Origin of the sequence: Enterococcus italicus DSM 15952, from assembly GCF_000185365.1 — a bacterium.
Taxonomy (GTDB): domain Bacteria; phylum Bacillota; class Bacilli; order Lactobacillales; family Enterococcaceae; genus Enterococcus_G; species Enterococcus_G italicus.
Window position 1 is genome coordinate 761,920 of record NZ_GL622241.1, and the last position, 17,982, is coordinate 779,901.

Annotated in this window: 17 protein-coding genes and 1 pseudogene; 2 read left to right on the top strand and 16 right to left on the bottom strand. The window is 41.5% G+C overall.

From position 1 onward, the window contains the following. Nucleotides 1-39 precede the first annotated feature (39 nt). From glmU to ispE, 6 genes are all read right to left on the bottom strand, one after another. A complete protein-coding gene (gene glmU / locus HMPREF9088_RS03560; protein WP_007207771.1) occupies nt 40-1,413 on the bottom strand; it encodes a bifunctional UDP-N-acetylglucosamine diphosphorylase/glucosamine-1-phosphate N-acetyltransferase GlmU in 1,374 nt (457 codons plus the stop codon). Nucleotides 1,414-1,446: 33 nt separating this feature from the next. Next, nucleotides 1,447-2,265, bottom strand: a complete 819-nt coding sequence (purR, locus tag HMPREF9088_RS03565; protein ID WP_007207772.1) for a pur operon repressor — start codon at nt 2,263-2,265, stop codon at nt 1,447-1,449. Nucleotides 2,266-2,422: 157 nt separating this feature from the next. Then, entirely contained in the window at nt 2,423-3,262 is an 840-nt protein-coding gene (locus HMPREF9088_RS03570) for a metal ABC transporter permease (RefSeq protein ID WP_007207773.1), read from the bottom strand. Further along, complete coding sequence (locus HMPREF9088_RS03575) at nt 3,235-3,915, bottom strand: metal ABC transporter ATP-binding protein (protein ID WP_040366345.1); 681 nt, start codon at nt 3,913-3,915, stop codon at nt 3,235-3,237. Before HMPREF9088_RS03575 ends, HMPREF9088_RS03570 begins: the two co-directional genes overlap by 28 nt. Before the next feature lie 11 nt (nt 3,916-3,926). Beyond that, entirely contained in the window at nt 3,927-4,847 is a 921-nt protein-coding gene (locus tag HMPREF9088_RS03580) for a metal ABC transporter substrate-binding protein (RefSeq protein WP_007207775.1), read from the bottom strand. 325 nt (nt 4,848-5,172) lie between these two features. After that, the gene (ispE, locus tag HMPREF9088_RS03585) at nt 5,173-6,024 is read right to left on the bottom strand and encodes a 4-(cytidine 5'-diphospho)-2-C-methyl-D-erythritol kinase (protein ID WP_007207776.1); all 852 of its coding nucleotides are present in this window, start codon (nt 6,022-6,024) and stop codon (nt 5,173-5,175) included. 212 nt (nt 6,025-6,236) lie between these two features. Between ispE and treR the strand changes: the two genes are divergently transcribed. Continuing rightward, nucleotides 6,237-6,965 carry a trehalose operon repressor gene (gene treR, locus HMPREF9088_RS03590; RefSeq protein WP_007207777.1) on the top strand — a complete coding sequence of 243 codons (729 nt, stop codon included), beginning with the start codon at nt 6,237-6,239 and terminating at the stop codon, nt 6,963-6,965. 144 nt (nt 6,966-7,109) lie between these two features. Here treR and rny read toward each other — a convergent pair whose 3' ends face one another. The 7 genes from rny to yfmF form a co-directional block, all read right to left on the bottom strand. After that, nucleotides 7,110-8,684, bottom strand: coding sequence for a ribonuclease Y (gene rny, locus HMPREF9088_RS03595; RefSeq protein WP_007207778.1), 1,575 nt, complete (start codon nt 8,682-8,684; stop codon nt 7,110-7,112). A 218-nt stretch (nt 8,685-8,902) separates the two neighbouring features. Continuing rightward, on the bottom strand, nt 8,903-9,946 hold the full coding sequence (gene recA, locus HMPREF9088_RS03600; protein WP_007207779.1) for a recombinase RecA: 1,044 nt from the start codon (nt 9,944-9,946) through the stop codon (nt 8,903-8,905). Between the two features lie 91 nt (nt 9,947-10,037). Continuing rightward, complete coding sequence (locus HMPREF9088_RS03605; protein WP_007207780.1) at nt 10,038-11,288, bottom strand: competence/damage-inducible protein A; 1,251 nt, start codon at nt 11,286-11,288, stop codon at nt 10,038-10,040. 129 nt (nt 11,289-11,417) lie between these two features. Then, on the bottom strand, nt 11,418-11,996 hold the full coding sequence (gene pgsA / locus HMPREF9088_RS03610; RefSeq protein ID WP_007207781.1) for a CDP-diacylglycerol--glycerol-3-phosphate 3-phosphatidyltransferase: 579 nt from the start codon (nt 11,994-11,996) through the stop codon (nt 11,418-11,420). 20 nt (nt 11,997-12,016) lie between these two features. Beyond that, complete coding sequence (locus HMPREF9088_RS03615) at nt 12,017-12,898, bottom strand: helix-turn-helix domain-containing protein (protein WP_007207782.1); 882 nt, start codon at nt 12,896-12,898, stop codon at nt 12,017-12,019. 106 nt (nt 12,899-13,004) lie between these two features. Next, nucleotides 13,005-14,312 carry an EF-P 5-aminopentanol modification-associated protein YfmH gene (yfmH, locus tag HMPREF9088_RS03620; RefSeq protein ID WP_007207783.1) on the bottom strand — a complete coding sequence of 436 codons (1,308 nt, stop codon included), beginning with the start codon at nt 14,310-14,312 and terminating at the stop codon, nt 13,005-13,007. After that, a complete protein-coding gene (gene yfmF, locus HMPREF9088_RS03625) occupies nt 14,299-15,573 on the bottom strand; it encodes an EF-P 5-aminopentanol modification-associated protein YfmF (RefSeq protein WP_007207784.1) in 1,275 nt (424 codons plus the stop codon). Before yfmF ends, yfmH begins: the two co-directional genes overlap by 14 nt. A 156-nt stretch (nt 15,574-15,729) precedes the next feature. On the opposite strand from yfmF, the gene mscL reads away from it, so the two are divergent. After that, complete coding sequence (mscL, locus tag HMPREF9088_RS03630) at nt 15,730-16,149, top strand: large conductance mechanosensitive channel protein MscL (protein ID WP_211205549.1); 420 nt, start codon at nt 15,730-15,732, stop codon at nt 16,147-16,149. Nucleotides 16,150-16,299: 150 nt separating this feature from the next. Here mscL and HMPREF9088_RS03635 read toward each other — a convergent pair. From HMPREF9088_RS03635 to HMPREF9088_RS03645, 3 genes and pseudogenes are all read right to left on the bottom strand, one after another. Continuing rightward, nucleotides 16,300-16,881: pseudogene (locus HMPREF9088_RS03635) on the bottom strand (NADPH-dependent F420 reductase). 195 nt (nt 16,882-17,076) lie between these two features. After that, on the bottom strand, nt 17,077-17,322 hold the full coding sequence (locus tag HMPREF9088_RS03640) for a Veg family protein (RefSeq protein ID WP_040366349.1): 246 nt from the start codon (nt 17,320-17,322) through the stop codon (nt 17,077-17,079). Nucleotides 17,323-17,425: 103 nt separating this feature from the next. Then, nucleotides 17,426-17,971 (bottom strand): sigma-70 family RNA polymerase sigma factor, encoded by a 546-nt coding sequence (locus HMPREF9088_RS03645; protein ID WP_052607475.1) that lies wholly within the window; start codon nt 17,969-17,971, stop codon nt 17,426-17,428. Between the last annotated feature and the right edge of the window lie 11 nt (nt 17,972-17,982).

Here is a 17,982-nt window from a genome sequence, read left to right on the forward strand (position 1 = left end):
AGACATTTTTTGTTCATAAATCAAGTGCTTTCGCCTATCTTATTGGTTAAAAGGCAATTTTGATGCAAATTGTTCTTTATTCACTTGACGAGCACGGGCAATGCCCATCGCATCATCCGGAATATCTTCCGTTATGGTCGATCCAGCTGCAACGACTGCATTTTTCCCTAGATTTACTGGACCAATTAAATTAGCCGCTGAGCCGATAAACGCATGATCAGCTACGGTAGTATGATGTTTTTGCTTGCCGTCGTAATTCACGAAGACCACGCCGCATCCGACATTGATGTCTTCGCCTAATGTCGCGTCACCGACATAGGTTAAGTGACCGACTTTGGTTCGTTTCCCAATCGTCGCTTTTTTCACTTCGACAAAGTTTCCTATATGGGCTTGCTCTTTGATCTCCGCGTGCGGGCGCAAGTGTGCAAATGGCCCAATATCGACTTGGTCATGCACGATGCTTTCCTCAATCACTGAAGAAGTGATTGTGACCTGTGAACCAATGGTACTATCGACGATTTGTGTCTGACCAAGTAGCTGACAGCCTTCACCGATTGTGGTCTTACCTTTTAGATAGACACCAGGCTCAATGACTGTCTCTGCCCCAATCGTAACGTCTGCATCGATATAAGTCGCCTTTGGATTAACCAAAGTCACGCCATTTCTCATATGCGTCGTATTGATTCGTTCACGCATGATTTGATTGGCCTCAGCCAGCGCCACGCGATCATTTACTCCTAATGATTCAGTAAAATCTGCTGTTTGAAAGGCTGCTACTACATCTCCTGCATCTTTTAATATCTCCATAATGTCCGTTAAGTAGTACTCGCCTTGTGCATTGTTTGTATCAATATTGGCTAACGCATCAAACAACAACGCATTGTCAAAACAATACGTCCCAGTATTGATTTCTTTCACTTGTGCTTCGCTTGGTGTTGCGTCTTTTTGTTCGACAATCTTTAACACCGTGCCTGCTTCATCACGAATGATTCTTCCATAGCCAGTCGGGTCACTTGCATGTGCTGTTAGGACCGTCGCAGCTGCTTTTTTGTCTTCATGGTACTCAAATAAAGCTTGGAGTGTTTCACTTGTTAAAAGCGGCGTATCGCCACTGATGACGAGCGTTGTTCCTTTTTTTCCTTGTAAAAAAGATGCCGCTTGTAATACCGCATGGCCTGTTCCTAATTGCTCGGCTTGCAGTGCGTAGTGCGTCCGTTCTCCTAGTTGCTCTTGCACGCGTTTTGCACCATGTCCGACAATGGTTACAATCTCGGTTGGTTGAATCTCTTGGACGCGATTCATGATGTGTTCGACCATGGGTTTCCCACAGACTGGATGCAATACTTTGTATAAAGCTGACTTCATGCGAGTTCCTTTTCCAGCAGCTAAAATAATGGCAAATCGTTCTTTCACTCTCGACACTCCTCTTTATTGATAGGGATAGGTTTATTCTGAAAAGTAATTACCAGGCACGACCGAAATCGTCTTGGTCTGTGTATTGACATCTTCGACAAATAACAATGATGTGTAATCAGTGACTGCGCGCTTGCCTTTAAATTTTGCTTCCGCGAAGACAGTCACGCCGACCAATTCAGCTTCAAATTCTTCGATTAACCCTTCCATACCGTTAATCGTTCCGCCGCCCTTCATAAAGTCATCCACGACTAATACGCGAGAGCCACGCTTTAAGCTTCGTTTGGACAACTCCATCTTTTCAATTCGTTCGGAAGACCCTGATACGTAGTTTACGCTCACCGTCGATCCTTCTGTAATTTTAGAATCCCGGCGCACAATCACGAATGGCACGTTCAAATAATAAGAAACGGCTTGGGCGATAGGCACACCCTTGGTAGCAACTGTCATCACGGCATCCACTCTTTTGCCAAGATATTTTGCTGCGATGATACGACCGACTTGTTTCAATAGCTCTGGCTCACCTAATAAATCAGACAAATAGACATAGCCACCAGGCAATAGTCGGTCTTGCTCAGATAATCGTGCAGCCAAATCTTCAATGTAGTTTCTCGCATCTTCAGGACGAATTGTTGGCACAAAAATCACGCCTCCAGCTGCACCAGGTAGTGTATCTAAAATACCTGTTCCTCTCTGTTGGAAAGTCTTCTTCACAATTGCTAAGTCTTCACTAATCGATGACTTTGCAGATTCATAACGCTTGGCAAAGAACGTCAAAGAAATTAGCTCATGTGGGTGTTCCAATAAATAATGCGTCATATCAATTAATCGTTCACTTCGACGAGTTTTCACGCATATCACTCCTTTAAGTTTTTTCTCATTATATAGCTTTTTTCCGGCTTTTTCGAGTTTTATTCTTATTCTACCAGAAAATCGTTCGTCATTTATGAGAAGAGCCTAAAAAAATAGCGAGAAACTTTCGCTTCTCACTATCGCTTATAAGAACTATCTAGAAAGATTTTCTTTGTCGCTTCTTTCTTTGCCATTGAATGACGAACGTTCGGGTAAGTTGGACCAACAAGAAAATAGCAATAAAGACCAACGTAATCATCGCGCCCGGTGGTGTACTTAGATAAAATGAGCCTACCAAACCACTCGTCATACCGACTAAACCAACCACGACACTCATCGCGATGACTGCCGTAAAGCTTTTGCCTAGTCGCATACTAATCGCCGCTGGTAAGACCATGATCGCCGAAATCAACAATGCACCCGCAATGGGAATCATGACAGCAATCGCAATCCCGGTCAAAATATTAAAGCACATCGACATCAATCGCACGGGCAGTCCGTCTACTTCAGCCGTATCCTCATCAAATGTCAACACATACATCGGTCGTCTAAAGAAGAAAAACAATAAGACGATGATACCAAATAAGATCCCTAAAAAATATAATTGCTCAGTCGTGATCGTCACGATGGAACCAAATAAATACGACTGCACACTAAGCGATGAATTGCCACCATTCAAATTCATCAAGACCAACGCTAACGCCAAGCCTCCTGCCATCAAGATGGCAATGGATATTTCAGAATACGTCCGATAAATAGTCCGCAAATATTCTAAAATGATGGCAGCTAAGACGACAATCATCATCGTCGTCAGGTTGGGATTAATATTTAAGACAAAACCTAGAGCAACGCCTGCAAGTGACACGTGTGACAAAGTATCCGCCATCAATGACTGTCTCCGTAGCACTAAAAACACCCCTAACATTGGAGCAATCCCCGCGATAAAGAGGGCAGCTAAAAATGCTCTTCTCATGAATTCAAGTGAAAGCAACGCCATGGTGTCCCCTCCTTTCGTACCAAATGAATATGACGATCAGCGAAAGCTTGAATGTCTTCATGATCATGGGTAATCATCAAAATCGACTTTTGATGTTCATGCGCACTGTGTCGCAATAATTGATAAAATTCCATACGCGATTGATCATCCATTCCCGTCGTCGGCTCATCTAAAATAAATAAATCTGGATCAGTCGCAAACATCCGCGCCAAACTAATGCGTTGCTTTTGTCCTCCTGAGAGTTCGCCGATGCGCTTGTGCCGCATCTCCCACATACCTACAGCATCAAGGGCTTTTTTGACATGTTCGTGATCGATTTTAGTCAGACGTTTAAACCACCGTTGTCTCGGATAGCGTCCTGATTGCACCAATTCCAAAACGGTACTTGGAAAGCCCGCATTATACGAAGCAATTTGTTGCGGAATATAGCCAATGCTTAATGGCTTGCCTAAGACGTTGGTTTTGGCAATCGTCACTTCCCCAGTCGCAGGCTTTAATAGACCCAACGTTGCTCGTACTAAGGTGGTTTTGGCCGCTCCATTTTCACCAGTTAAAATAACGAATTCTCCACTATTTACTTCATAGCTAATATCTGATAATACCGGCTCTTCATCGTAATAAAAAGTCAGGTTTTTCACACCTATATACTGCACAGTCATCCCTCCTAGCGAATGCTTTCTTTCAATGCTTGTAAATTTTGTTCCATCACCGAAAGATACGACTCGCCATTTTCTTGTTGCTCTTTCGTTAAACTTTCTAATGTATTCAATACTGCTAACGAGACGTTGGTTTCTTGCGCCAAGGTCTCCGCTACTTTCGATGAAGCATTGCCTTCCATATAGATGACTTGTACATCATGCTTTTGCACATAGGCATTTAGCTCTGCCAGCTTGCTTGGTGATGGTTCTTGATCTGAGGACACTCCCGAGATAGCCGCTTGCGTCAAACCATAGCGTTTTGCCAGATAACCAAACGCCGCATGTTGCACAACAAAGGTCTTATTTTTTGCTGAAGCAAAGGCTTGCTCGTATGACTGGTGAAGCTGATCTAGTTTTTGAGTATAGGCGGCCGCATTGCTCATAAAAACAGCCTTTTTGGCAGGATACTTTTTACTCAATTGTTCCGCAATCGTCACTACTTCCTGCTTGGCTAATACTGGATCAAGCCAGACGTGCGGATCTTTGACATGGTCATGAGTGTCAAGGCCCTCTTCCTCCTCTTCATCTAATAAGGTAATCCCCTTAGCCGCTTGGATGACAGCTGTCTTTTTCGTATCGATATTGTCCGAAACTTGATCCACCCATGATTCAAGAGCATCACTATTGTATACAAAGGCATCAGCTTGCACAATTTTAGCCATATCTTTGGCGCTCGGCTCATAATCATGTGGCTCGGTCCCGGCCGGTATTAATAGCGAGACAGTGCCTTCTGAGCCGACAACTTGCTTGGTAAATTCATACATTGGGTAAAAGGTCGTGACAACAGTCAATGACCTGTCTGACGTTGTATCTGTGGTTTGTTTGCCACACGCGCCGATAAAAAAGACACTCATAGCCAACACAACCAATTGAATTCTTTTTTTCATCGATTGACTCCATTCTGCGTTCTAACAAATCGTAATTTTTACGATTTATCACCTTAGCTACTTTATCAAAGTGCTCCCCATTCGTCAATCAAAAACGACTTCGAAAAAAGAGGAGCAGAAAAAAGTACTCCTCGCTAGTGTGGCTGATTGGTAAGAAAATTGCTTTAGAAAGACGATCTTCATGCATCAGAGCTTGGAAGCATCATTTTAAGCTCAAGACAAACTGAGCGCCGATAAAAAAAGAACATCCAAAAGTTTATGAACCAACTTTCAGATGTTCTGATTTTTTATCTAGTAGCTAAACAACTCTGTCTCAGCCGCTTTACTAACGAATCGTACGTACCAAGTAGACTTCATCGCAAAAACCTTTTAGGCCATTAACGATTCGTTGTGCGCGTGAATATTTTTGACACAAGGCAAAAACAGTCGGCCCACTGCCGCTCATTAGTGCAATATCTGCTCCATACTTCATCATGCGATCTTTGATTTGTTGGACGATGGGATAACGTGGAATGGTAATACTCTCTAAGCTATTGCCCATCTCCTGAATCATTTTTTGGTAGTCACCTTCAGTAATTGCGGTCCGTAACGCAGCCATATCCGGATGATGCAATTTTTCAAGATCGACTTGTTGGAATATTTTTCGTGTCGAGACACTAATTTTGGGCTTAACCAATACAACCCAGCACGCAGGCATCGCTGGTATGGGTTGCACGATTTCTCCTTTGCCCAAAATATGAGCTGTCGAACCACTCAAACAAAATGGAACATCTGTCCCGATTTCCACACCAATTTGAATTAACTCTTCCATCGATAAATCTAATGACCACAAACGATTCAAGCCACGTAGCGTAGCCGCACAGTCTGAGCTGCCTCCGCCCAGTCCAGCTGAGACCGGAATGGATTTATCCAATGTAATTTTAACCCCTTCTTTGATGTGGTAGCGACGTTTGAGTTTTTCTGCTGCTTGGTAGACATTGTTTCGCTTGTCCAATGGCAAAAAAGCCTTGTTTGATTCTAAAACAATTTTATTTTCAGCCAATCGTTCAAACGTTAAGCGGTCTGCTAAATCGACACTGGCCATCACCATTTCTAACTCATGGTAGCCATCTTCTCGTTTGTATAAGACATCCAGTCCAAGATTAATTTTGGCTGGTGCTTTTTCGAAAATCTCCATATCCTCACCCTAAAATTTTCTTCTATTTTTTCTATCATATCAGATTTCAGCAATAGTTGAACACTTTGACTACGAAAACAATGATTTCTCGTTTCTTTTTTGGGCATTTTTCCCGGTTGAATTCTCTATTCTCTCACAGTATAATGAAGTTACCTGTCTAGACAAGTTTTTTTAAATAAGTCGTTTATCCGTTTACCATAAAGGAGGTTCTCATGAATAAATTTCGGGAAATTTTTTTAGATTTGGAACAAAAAATTCTATCTAATGAATACCCTCCCCACACTTTTTTACCGAGCGAAAATCAATTAATCCACATGTATGCCGTATCGAGAGAGACGGTCCGTAAAGCTTTGCAGCTGCTACAAAATGGCGGATACATCCAAAAAAAACAAGGCAAAGGTTCACTTGTTTTGGATATGAATCGTGTGGATTTTCCAATTTCAGGGCTAGCGAGTTACAAGGAATTACAAGATGCCCAAAGCATTCCTAGTGAGACCTCTGTCGTTGAAATCTCACTGAAACCTATTTCCAAACGAATCCACGAAGCGACCAACTGGCCAATGGATTCCTATGTCTGGAAATTAGTACGCCAACGCCGCATTAACAATGAAGTGGTCATCTTAGACAAAGATTACTTGCTCTATAGCATCATCCCTGAATTACCGGAAGACCAAGCAGAACATTCCATCTATGATTATTTTGAAAATGACTTGGCGTTGTCGATTGCCTTTGCGAGGCGCGAAATCACCGTCGACCCTGTCAGTAAAGAATGTCGAGAGTTAATGAGCCTTAGACCTGAAGACCAAAATGTGATTACCATCCGAAGCTTGGTCTATCTCGATGACAATCGTTGCTTTGAATACACTGAATCAATCCATCGACTCGATCGCTTTAAATTTATTAACTATGTCTATCGAGAAAAAGACGAAACCCAAAAATAAGTACTTGAGATACAAATTGCTACTAAGTGCGAATGAAACGGCGTAGCAACTACAATAAAAGACCAGAACATCCAAAAGTTGTTTCGCAAACTTTTGGATGTTCTGGTTTTTTTACTTGTAGCTAAATCATGCTATTTCAGCCACTTATTTTGCGTAGTCAGTCGCACGAGTCTCACGAATGACCGTCACTTTGATATGACCTGGGTAATCCAAGTCATCTTCAATTTTTTTGCGAATATCGCGTACCAATCGTACGGCATCTAAATCAGAAATCTCTTCTGGTTTCACCATCACGCGCACTTCACGTCCTGCTTGTACTGCAAAACTTGATGCCACGCCAGCGAAGCTATTGGAAATATTTTCAAGATTTTCGAGGCGACGAATGTAATTTTCGAGTGATTCACTTCTGGCACCTGGGCGAGCAGCGGATAATGCATCGGCTGCGGCCACTAAGACGGCAATCACCGATGTCGCTTCGACGTCACCATGATGAGAAGCAATGGCATTGATGACAACGGCATTCTCTTTGTATTTCGCTGCTAATTCAGCACCAATCTCGACGTGTGACCCTTCAATTTCGTGATCCAAGGCCTTACCAATATCATGCAAGAAGCCAGCTCGTTTTGCTAACTGGATATCCTCGCCTAGTTCGGCAGCCATCACGCCCGTCAAACGAGCCACTTCAATCGAATGATCCAATACATTTTGACCATAGCTCGTACGGAAATGCAAACGACCCATAATTTTTATTAAATCAGGATGTAGCGTATGTGCTCCTACTTCAAAGGCTGCTTGTTCCCCATAATCACGAATCCGTTCGTCCATCTCTTTGCGAGATTTCTCAACCATTTCTTCAATCCGAGCTGGATGGATGCGCCCATCTTGGATTAATTTTTCCAATGTCATGCGTGCAATCTCACGACGAATCGGATCAAATCCAGATAATACGACCGCTTCAGGAGTATCATCAATGATTAAATCAATCCCCGTCAACGTCTCTAAGGTACGAATATTGCGGCCTTCTCGACCAATAATCCGACCTTTCATTTCATCATTTGGCAACGTCACAACGGAGACCGTCGTTTCTGATACTTGATCGGCTGCACAACGTTGTAGGGCTAGAGAAAGAATGTTTTTCGCTTTGCGATCAGCTTCTTCTTTTGCGCGTTGTTCAGATTCTTTGACCATAACAGCTAAATCATGATTCAATTCTTCTTCAGTGGTCTTCATGATGATTGTTTTAGCGTCTTCTTTCGATAACGCCGCCACTCGTTCTAATTCTGTTTGTTGTTGCGTAATTAATTGTTCAACTTCTTTTTCTCGCTCATCAATTTGGGATTGTCTTTCACTCACACGGTGTTCTTTTGTTTCAAGTGAGTGCTCTCTTTTTTCCAAAGAATCGTCTTTTCGATCAAGCAATTGTTCTCTTTGTAGTAAGCGATTTTCTTGCGATTTTAATTCAAGTTTGCTTTCCTTCAACTCTCTTTCAACTTCTGATCGATGCTGCTGACTTTCTTCTTTAGCTTCTAAAAGTGCTTCTTTTTTTACGGTTTCTGCTTCCTTTTTAGCGGTTGAAAGGATAGCCGAAGCAGATTGTTGCGCTTCTGCCAATTCCTTTTCTCTGCGTTCGTTTGAACGACGCATAAGCAATAACCCTATACCAAGACCGACAAATAAACCGATAGCGATGGAAAGAATAACCAGTGCTCCAGTGGGCATTGAATCACCTCCATACTATCATTTTTTTATTTTGTAGTTTTTTTGATAAACTATTCATCTTCATTCTTATCAATATGCCTACTTGCATATGTGTATACCACACAGTTTCATTCTAATGTTTACATCACAGAGTGTCAACTTAAAGTCATAGAAGTTTTGCTTGGTGGATACAGTAAAAAAACCATTGGCTACGCGTTTGCATAACCAATGATTTGCTGTTATTCATCGTCTAATTGGAGTTCTTCTTGCGCGTCTTCGGCAATTGTTTCACCTGAACCAATGCCATATGCATCTCGGACACGAGCGGAGACTTCTGCTACCATCTCAGGATGTTCTTTCATATAAGACTTCACATTTTCCCGACCTTGGCCAATCCGATCGCCTTTATAAGAATACCAAGCACCACTCTTATCAATGATATCCATCTCAGCTGCCATATCTAGCAATTCACCGACTTGTGAGATTCCTTCCCCGTACATGATATCGACTTCAGCTATACGGAATGGTGGCGCAACTTTGTTTTTAACTACTTTAATTTTAGTACGGTTACCGATAATATCCGTCCCTGATTTTAGTTGTTCTGCGCGTCGTACTTCTAAACGAATGGTAGCGTAGAACTTCAATGCACGTCCACCTGGTGTGATCTCTGGATTCCCAAACATCACGCCGACTTTTTCACGAATTTGGTTAATGAAAATGGCGATAGTCTTCGTTTTATTGATAGAACCTGATAGTTTACGCAAGGCTTGTGACATCAAACGAGCTTGTAACCCAACGTGAGTATCGCCCATCTCACCGTCAATTTCTGCTCGTGGTACTAAAGCAGCCACTGAGTCAATCACGACAATATCAACAGCACCACTTGATACAAGGGCATCGGCAATCTCTAACCCTTGCTCACCTGTGTCAGGCTGAGAAAGTAATAAATCATCAATGTTTACTCCTAGATTTTGCGCATATTGAGGATCCAATGCATGCTCTGCATCGATAAATGCCGCGGTACCGCCATTTTTTTGTACTTCTGCAATGGCATGGAGTGCAACAGTCGTCTTACCTGAACTCTCAGGTCCATAGACTTCCACAATCCGCCCTCTAGGATAGCCACCGACACCTAAAGCTACATCTAATGCTAATGACCCACTAGGGATAGTCGATATCTTTTGATCAACCTTTTCTCCTAGCTTCATGACAGCACCTTTACCAAAATTCTTTTCAATTCGTTTTAACGCAGCATCTAGCGCTGCTTTTCGATCATCTGCCACTAGACAATCCTCCTTTTTCTACTACTTAGCTATTCTTATCATAGCGGTTCTCTTAAAAAATTGCAAGAAAAAGCGAACAAATATTCGCCTTTTATAAAGTTCCATGTTTTAGTAACGCTTTTCTTACTATATTTAATCCATCCATCACAGCATTTCTCCGTATGGCTGCGCGATCTCTTGGGATGACTTTACGGATCGAATACGTTCCTTCTTTGCTCGCTAAGGCAATCCAGACAGTCCCGACTTCTTGTCCTTCTATCTCTTCCGGTCCCGCCACACCGCTAAAAGCTACCGCATAGTCTGTTTGTGCGCGTTGCCGAGCTTGTTGCGCCATCGCTTCGACACATTCCTTTGAGACTGTACCATAAGTGTGCAGTAGTTCTTCATCGATGCCTAACAACGCTTGCTTCATTTCCTTTGAATAGGTAACAAATCCGCCCGGAAAAACAGCCGAAACACCCGGTACATCACCCAACGTTGCTTGGAATAATCCAGCAGTCAAGCTTTCCGCAGCAGTGATGGTTTTTTGCTGTTGTTTTAATAAATCTACGACGACATTGGCCAATGAATTGGTCTCACCATAGCCGTAGAAAAACTCACCCACGCGATTCATGATTACTTGTTCCAATTCATCCAATTGTTGTTGCCCTATCGCTTCTATTTTACATTTAACAGTTAGACGTAGCGTCACTTCATTGGGTTTGGCATATGGAGCGACTGTCGGATTGGTTTGCTCTTCAATCAACTCCTTCAGCTCTGTAACTAAACGAGATTCACCAATGCCATAAAAGCGTAGCACCCGAGAAATCAGCTGCTCTTCTTGAATAAATTGCTCTTTTAATAAAGGAACGGCTTGTTCGTAGACCATTGGCTTCAGCTCATTAGGCGGCCCAGGTAAAAGCAAATAATTCACACTAGGTGCTTGATAAAAAATCCCAACTGCTAAACCAGTCCGATTGGCTAATGCTTGCCCACCATCAATAATTAGAGCTTGTAGCAAATTATTTTCAGTCATTGGTTGTTCCCGCTTGGCAAAAAAAGCTTGTAATTTTTGATAGCCCGCTTCGTCACGAATTAATTCTTTGCCCACATGCTTGGCTACCACTTGCTTTGTCAAATCATCTTCGGTCGGACCTAACCCTCCGCACAATACGACCAACTCACTACGCGAATCGGCTAAGTCAAGGACAGTCTCTAGCCGCTCAGGGTTGTCTCCAACTACTGTATGGTAATACACTTCAAATCCTAAGCCTGCTAATTCCTCTGATAAAAATGTAGCATTGGAATTAACCACTTGTCCTAGTAATAATTCTGTACCAACTGCAATAATTTCTGCTTTCATTTTTTCCGCTCCTAACTATACATACGCATAATCGTAGTATAAAACAAATTTAAAAAAAAGAACCGCAAAAGGCGGCAGTCAATCCGTCATAAAACTAGATTCACACCTCTCTTGCGGTTGGGTAAGTATTTACATTGATCCTTTAAATACAGCTGTATTTTTGGCAAAATAGTCGACTCCAGAGTAAATCGTAAAGATTAAGCAGACATACAACATAATTTGGGCAAACGGAATGCCTAACCAATAAAAAGGAACATTATTAAGCAATAAGAAAATAATCGCAATCATTTGCGTCGCTGTTTTAATTTTTCCTGGCCAAGCAGCCGCCATCACTTCGCCACCTTCAACCAATAATAGACGCAGACCCGTCACAGCTAACTCACGACAGACAATCAAAGCGATCACCCACCCTGGTGCCTTATCTAATGACACAAGTAAGATAAAGGCCGTCATGACCAGCATCTTGTCTGCTAAAGGGTCAGCAAACTTGCCAAAATTCGTCACCAATCCTTGCGCGCGGGCGATATGACCATCTAACCAATCCGTGAAGCTTGCTACTGCAAAGACAATCGCTGCTACCAAATGCGTCACCGGTAATTGAAAAGAGTCTGCACCTAGCATTCCCCAATCTAACGGTAAAGCGACTAATAAAATAAAAATCGGAATCATAATAATGCGTAATACAGTTAACTTATTCGGTAAATTCACTTTTCTTCTCCTTTCACTTCTTAATTCAAATAAGAGATTGACAAGACCACATTCTTTTTCAATAATGAGTATTGTGGATCATCAAAATCAATGGTTTTACTATTCGCCTTGATATCAATATAAGCACTCGCTCCTAGGACAATCGTCGCATTCGTCGTTCCTTCAGGTAGCGTAAAACTAGCTGTTGCACCTGACTCAAATGTATTTTGGTAAACGTAGGCATTATTGACCAATACCCCTACCCAACAACGGCCATCTTTCCCTGTAAATGACAACTCAATAGGATTCGTTGCATTAGTCACTGTCATCGTTGCTTGACTTTGCGTTGATTGCGTCCGTTCAATTTTCATCTCTTGTTTCTTTTCCGAAGAAGAGGTTGTAGTCGAAGTCTGGGTCGTGCTCTCTTGGCTAGAAGATGATACTGAACTTACTTGATTATTGACTGATATAGAAGATTCATTTTGCGTAATCATCGGCTTAGACGTGCGATTACTCCAAGACATGTAAAAGACGACACTGAGTACCGTTAACGCAATCAATGCCAATAAAATAACTGGCAAATAATCAATCCATACTTTCTGTTGCTTTTCGGCGACATGCTGCGCTTTTCTGGAACCTTGGACGTGCTCTGGTTGAGGTCGTTTAGGCAGAGTTGGACCAAAGTCAGCTTTCCCATCAAAAATCGACACCAACTTATCACCATCAAGCTCTACAACCGTTGCATATTGGCGAATAAAAGACCGCACATAATACGTCCCCGGAAGTCGGTCAAATGCCCCTTCTTCAAGCGCTTCTAAATATCGTTTTTGGATTTTTGTTTTTTGCTGCAATTCATCAATGGTAATATTTTTATTTAAACGGGCTTCCCGCAATTGTGCGCCAATCAATATTTCATTGCTCACTCGTTCATCTACTCCAGTCTAACTACTTTCTGTTTTGTTTACTTCCTTTTAAAGATACCACAAATCACATCAATCTGACGGATAAACTAGCTAGTTTACAAATTTTTTAAATGGTTTCTTTCTCGGCTAACGGCAACACTGAAAAGCGACTAACTGCTTTTGGTCTTAAGAACAATCTTCCCGCCTCAAGAACATCCGTCAGCTGAATGGCTTGAATGACTTCTGGCAAGTCAAAGAGTGTCACATCTTCAGATAATTCTTGGGTAAATTGGTTCGCGATATATTCTAGGGAATTTAGCGATTGGAAATACTTACCGAGCATTTTTTTCTTCAATAGCGTCAAATTCTCCTCATTGACATCACGATTGTCTTCAAAGCCTAACAACAATTCGGTCATGGCTCCATAGAATGCGTCCGGTTGATCGGTGTCAGTCGAAAAATCAGCCATATGAAACTCACGCTCCATCGTAAATTCAAAGCCAAATGTATCATCGATGATGCCACGATTATACAAATCTAAATACGCCGTTGATGTTGACCCTACTAATAATTGCAACAAGAGCTGGATAGCAGTCTTAAAGGTTACTTGTGCGCGCGTCGACTCTGGCAAGTGTTGCGCCAAACCTTTGACTCCAAGCACTGCTTTTTGTCGCGTCACAGGCAAGTGAATTTCAGCGAAGGGCTTGATTTCATCATACGTTTGCTCAGGAAAGTGACGGACAATTTTTTTAGCCGCTGGAAAGGTCTTTTGCGCTTGGTTTTCTTTAATCAATCCCAGCATCTCAGCAGGATCAAAATCCCCTACGACAAACAATGTCATGTTGCTTGGGTGATAAAAGGTCTGGTAGCACTCATACAAATCTTCCGCTGTAATCGTCGCGATGCTCTCGATTGAGCCGGCAATATCTACATGTAATGGGTGATTCGGATACAAATTACCCAAAATACCAAAAAATTGACGCCAATTAGGATCATCTTGATACATTTGAATTTCTTGGCCGATGATGCCTTTTTCCTTGTCCACAGTTTCTTTCGTAAAATACGGTTCTTGCACAAAGTTCAACAATGTGACTAAGTTCTCCTCAACATGATTACTCGTAGAAAACAAATAACTCGTCCGGGTAAAGCTCGTAAAAGCATTGGCCGATGCACCTAATTTGCTAAAAGTTTGGAAGATATCGCCCTCTTCTTTTTCAAATAACTTGTGCTCTAAAAAATGGGCAATCCCATCTGGTACAGTCCGTAATGCTTCCCCTTCATACCCAAATTCATTATCAATCGAGCCATAATTCGTACTAAATAAGGCATATGTCTTTTGATATCCCGCTTTTGGCAGCAAAAAAACTTTTAAGCCATTGGGTAGTACTTCTTTAAACAATGTTTCTTGAATTTGCGTATACTCAAGCTTCTCCATGCTCGTCCTCCCCTTCTAAAAAGAATATCGCCTGCAAGGAAAGTCTTTGCGCTACTTGCTGAATCGATTCTTTCGTCACTGCTGCTAATGCTTGCAGCCATTGTTCTTCTGTCTTTTTCGTTTTTGGCAGCCATTGCTCATAGTAGGCTTTCTCAATTAAATTTTGAGCATAATCTTGGCCCAAATAGTATTGTGTCTTGATACGTTCTTTGGTCTGCTGTAACTCTAAATCAGTGATATCACCTGTTTTTAGCGCTTCAAGTTGCTCATGAATCAGCTGCAGTACTCGATTGCGGTTGGTACTATCGATACCAGTTTGCACAGTGACCATGCCACGAAACAGATCTAGACTACTTGATGCATAGTAAGCCAGACTTTCTTTTTCGCGCACATTTAAGAAGAGTTTTGAGTGTGAAAAACCGCCAAATAACCCATTAAATACCATCGCCGGAAAGCGTAGTGTACTTTCATAAGTCACATCTAAGTGATAGGCTATGTTTAGTTTGGATTGACTGACTGGCTCAGTCACCTGTTTTTCACGGATGATATTGCTCGTCTGAAAGTCCGTAACTATCTCTGGATGCACACGACTGGTTTTAGGCCAGTCCCACGCTGCAAAGCCTGCCTCTACTTCAGCGGCTGAAATATCACCTACGACAAACATATCGATTTGGTCTTCATTCATCATTGATTCATAGGTTTTTACGACTGATTCCGCCGTACACGCTTTGACACCTGAGACGGTCCCAAAACTTGGTACTTTTTGATCTTGGTCTTGTTCAAAAAACAATTCTTGTAATTGCAATGATGCCCACATCTGCTTGTCTTCTTCTATACTTGCTAAATACGCCATCAAGTTTTCTTTTTCTAGCGTAAATGTTGGTGTGTCAAATTGCCCATTTTGTTGATTTGGTGAAAACAAAATTTCCTGCAAAAAGGACAGCGCCTGTACGAACACTTGCTTATCCCCTACGTACTCACCATTCACAACATCCATTGCCACGTTTACTTGGTGGGTATTGCCTTTTTTCGCCACATTGATACCAAAGCTTGCACCATATAGCGCTGCTAGCTCTTTACTGAGTGCTGTTTGCGTTGGAAAATGCAGACTATTGGTCTCCAGTAGACTGGTTAATAACGTCCGCGCCGAAGCTGCCTTGGCTGTGTGACGAGCAGTAAAGCGAATAAGAATACGAATGGTCTTAAATTTTTTGGTCGAAATCGTTGTAACATTGATTCCAGGTTGAATTTGCTTTGTCATTTAGTTGACTCCTTTATCGCTTGTCTTATTGAAAATTATAACACACCCCTCTATTCATAGTAATCCTGGCACGTCTGAGTATTTTATTTTAAAAAATCAGTAACTTTCGCTATACTGTTTTGTGAAAACAAAGGGAGGTGAAAGAAAATGAAAAAAATGCTTGGAGAATTTAGAGAGTTCATTATGAAAGGTGACGTACTAGACCTAGCTGTCGGTGTTGTTATTGGTAGTGCATTTACTGCAATCGTCAAACAAGTTGTTGATGGATTAATTACACCACTTGTTGGTTTAGTTATTTCACTGATTCCAGGAACTACAAATGGCAATCTAGAAGATACATTAAATATTCTAGATGTTAAATTCCGTGGGGTTACCTTCCAATTTGGTGATGTGATTAGTGCAATTATTACATTTATTATTACTGGTTTTGTTTTATTCCTAGTCGTTCGTGCTGCTAACCGTGCGAAAAACCTACGTGAAAAACCAGTTGTGGTGGTGGAAAAAACACCTACTTCAGAAGATTACTTGGCTGAGATTCGTGATTTATTAAAAGCGCAAGCCAACGAAAAAAACTAATACTATTAAACCACTGTGACAGAATTGTTCCGTCACATACAAAAAAGACCAGACCATCCTGAAGTTATGTCATAAACTTTGGGATGGTCTGGTCTTTTTCGTAGTAGCCAATTCTGTCAAAATTTCATTTATTTCTATTCTTACTAGTGATTAGTGAAAGACACCAAATCCACCTGTCCAGCTAATTTTTTCTGCGGCTGCTAATGAGATTTGTAAGAATCCTAATGCTTCCAATTCACGGGCACGCTTCAAGCTACCTGCATCTAGCACAGCTAAGTCACTACCGTTTAAGGCATTCGTTACAGCTTCTTTTGCTTCTTGATCGTCAGAAGCCAATAAGACAGTCGTTTAATGTTCGCCAGCTACTTTTTTCGTTGCTAAGGTTGCCGGGAAGGTTGTATTAAAGCCTTTGACTACTTTTGAGTCAGACGCTGCTTTAGCAATGACAGCCGCAGCTGAGCTATCCGCTGGTACTACTAAATCATCAAACGTGTCAAAGTCGACTGGATTGGTAATGTCCACAATTATTTTTCCTTTTAATTCTTCTTCATAGTCAGCTAAAATACTTGATACCGCAGGATACGGTACAGCTAATACAACAATTTCTCCTACAGTTACTTCACCTTTTACAGTTTCTGAACCGATGTACGCGACAGTATTTCCTGCATCCTCGAAGTTTTTACCAATTGCTTGTCCCATACTTCCTTTACCAAAAATTGTTACGTTTGCCATGTTGTCTTCCTCCTTTAAAGTTTGTTTCTTATCTATGAACCTATCGTACACCTTGAAAAAAAGAATGCCCACTAAAAATACTTACTTTTTGTAACTATTTTTAACACGTTTTTCTACACAAAAAAACCACCAAACAGTAGCTGTTCAGCGGCGTTTTTCATATGTAGGATGATTTTATCATCTTTTTTCAATTTGTTAGATTGCTTCGCTTAAAAATTCAATTTCCACGGTCTTTGTTAGTATATCTGAGTAACTATAGGACACACGTTCGAATGAATTTTCTTCTGGATCTAAATCCACAACAAAAACAGATGGATAGGTTTCTGCTAAAATTCCTTTTCGTTCGGTTTGACGTTTACGGCCAGTTTGAGCAACCAGCATCAATTCACACCCAATTTTACATTCCATGTCTTTTTTTATCGTCGCTAACGTTGTTGGCATCGCATTCACCTCTAACTTAAGTGTACCACACAATACCAAAAAATTCAACTTTATCATAAAATTCAAAAGGTTTCAATTATTTTTTTTCATCTAAGAAAATATTTTAAAGAATTTCTTGGCGTATTTTGCGTAATGCTCGATGAAATGCACTTCCAACCGATCGAGGATGCATGTGCATGATTTCCGCAATTTCGGCAATTTCATTCCCTTGGAGGAACAAATTCAGCACACGCCTTTCCATTGGCGCACAAAAGGTCGGATACTCTGAAAGGACATCTTTGACAATCAAGCGACTGATTGGATCATCCATTTCACAGCCTAAAGCAGCATCGAAAAATTCCGCACCATACGTTTGCGTGAGACTCTCATAAGAGCTGGCATTGACCTCAGCTTGCCTCTTCACTGCTTTTTGTTTGCGTAACAGGCTGAAAATATGATTTTGGAGAGCTTGCTTATAAAAAGAGCCAAACGTACTACCAAATGCTTCGTCATACGCCGTCCAACACTTGTAAAAAATAATACGCCCCTCTTGTATCCAATCATCCTCTAACATATCTCGAACATAATACTGCGCCTGCAAACTTAATACGACTGGCTGATACTTTTGAAACAACGCTTCTAACTCTTCATCGCTATTGAATAATGGCATCTTTTTCACTC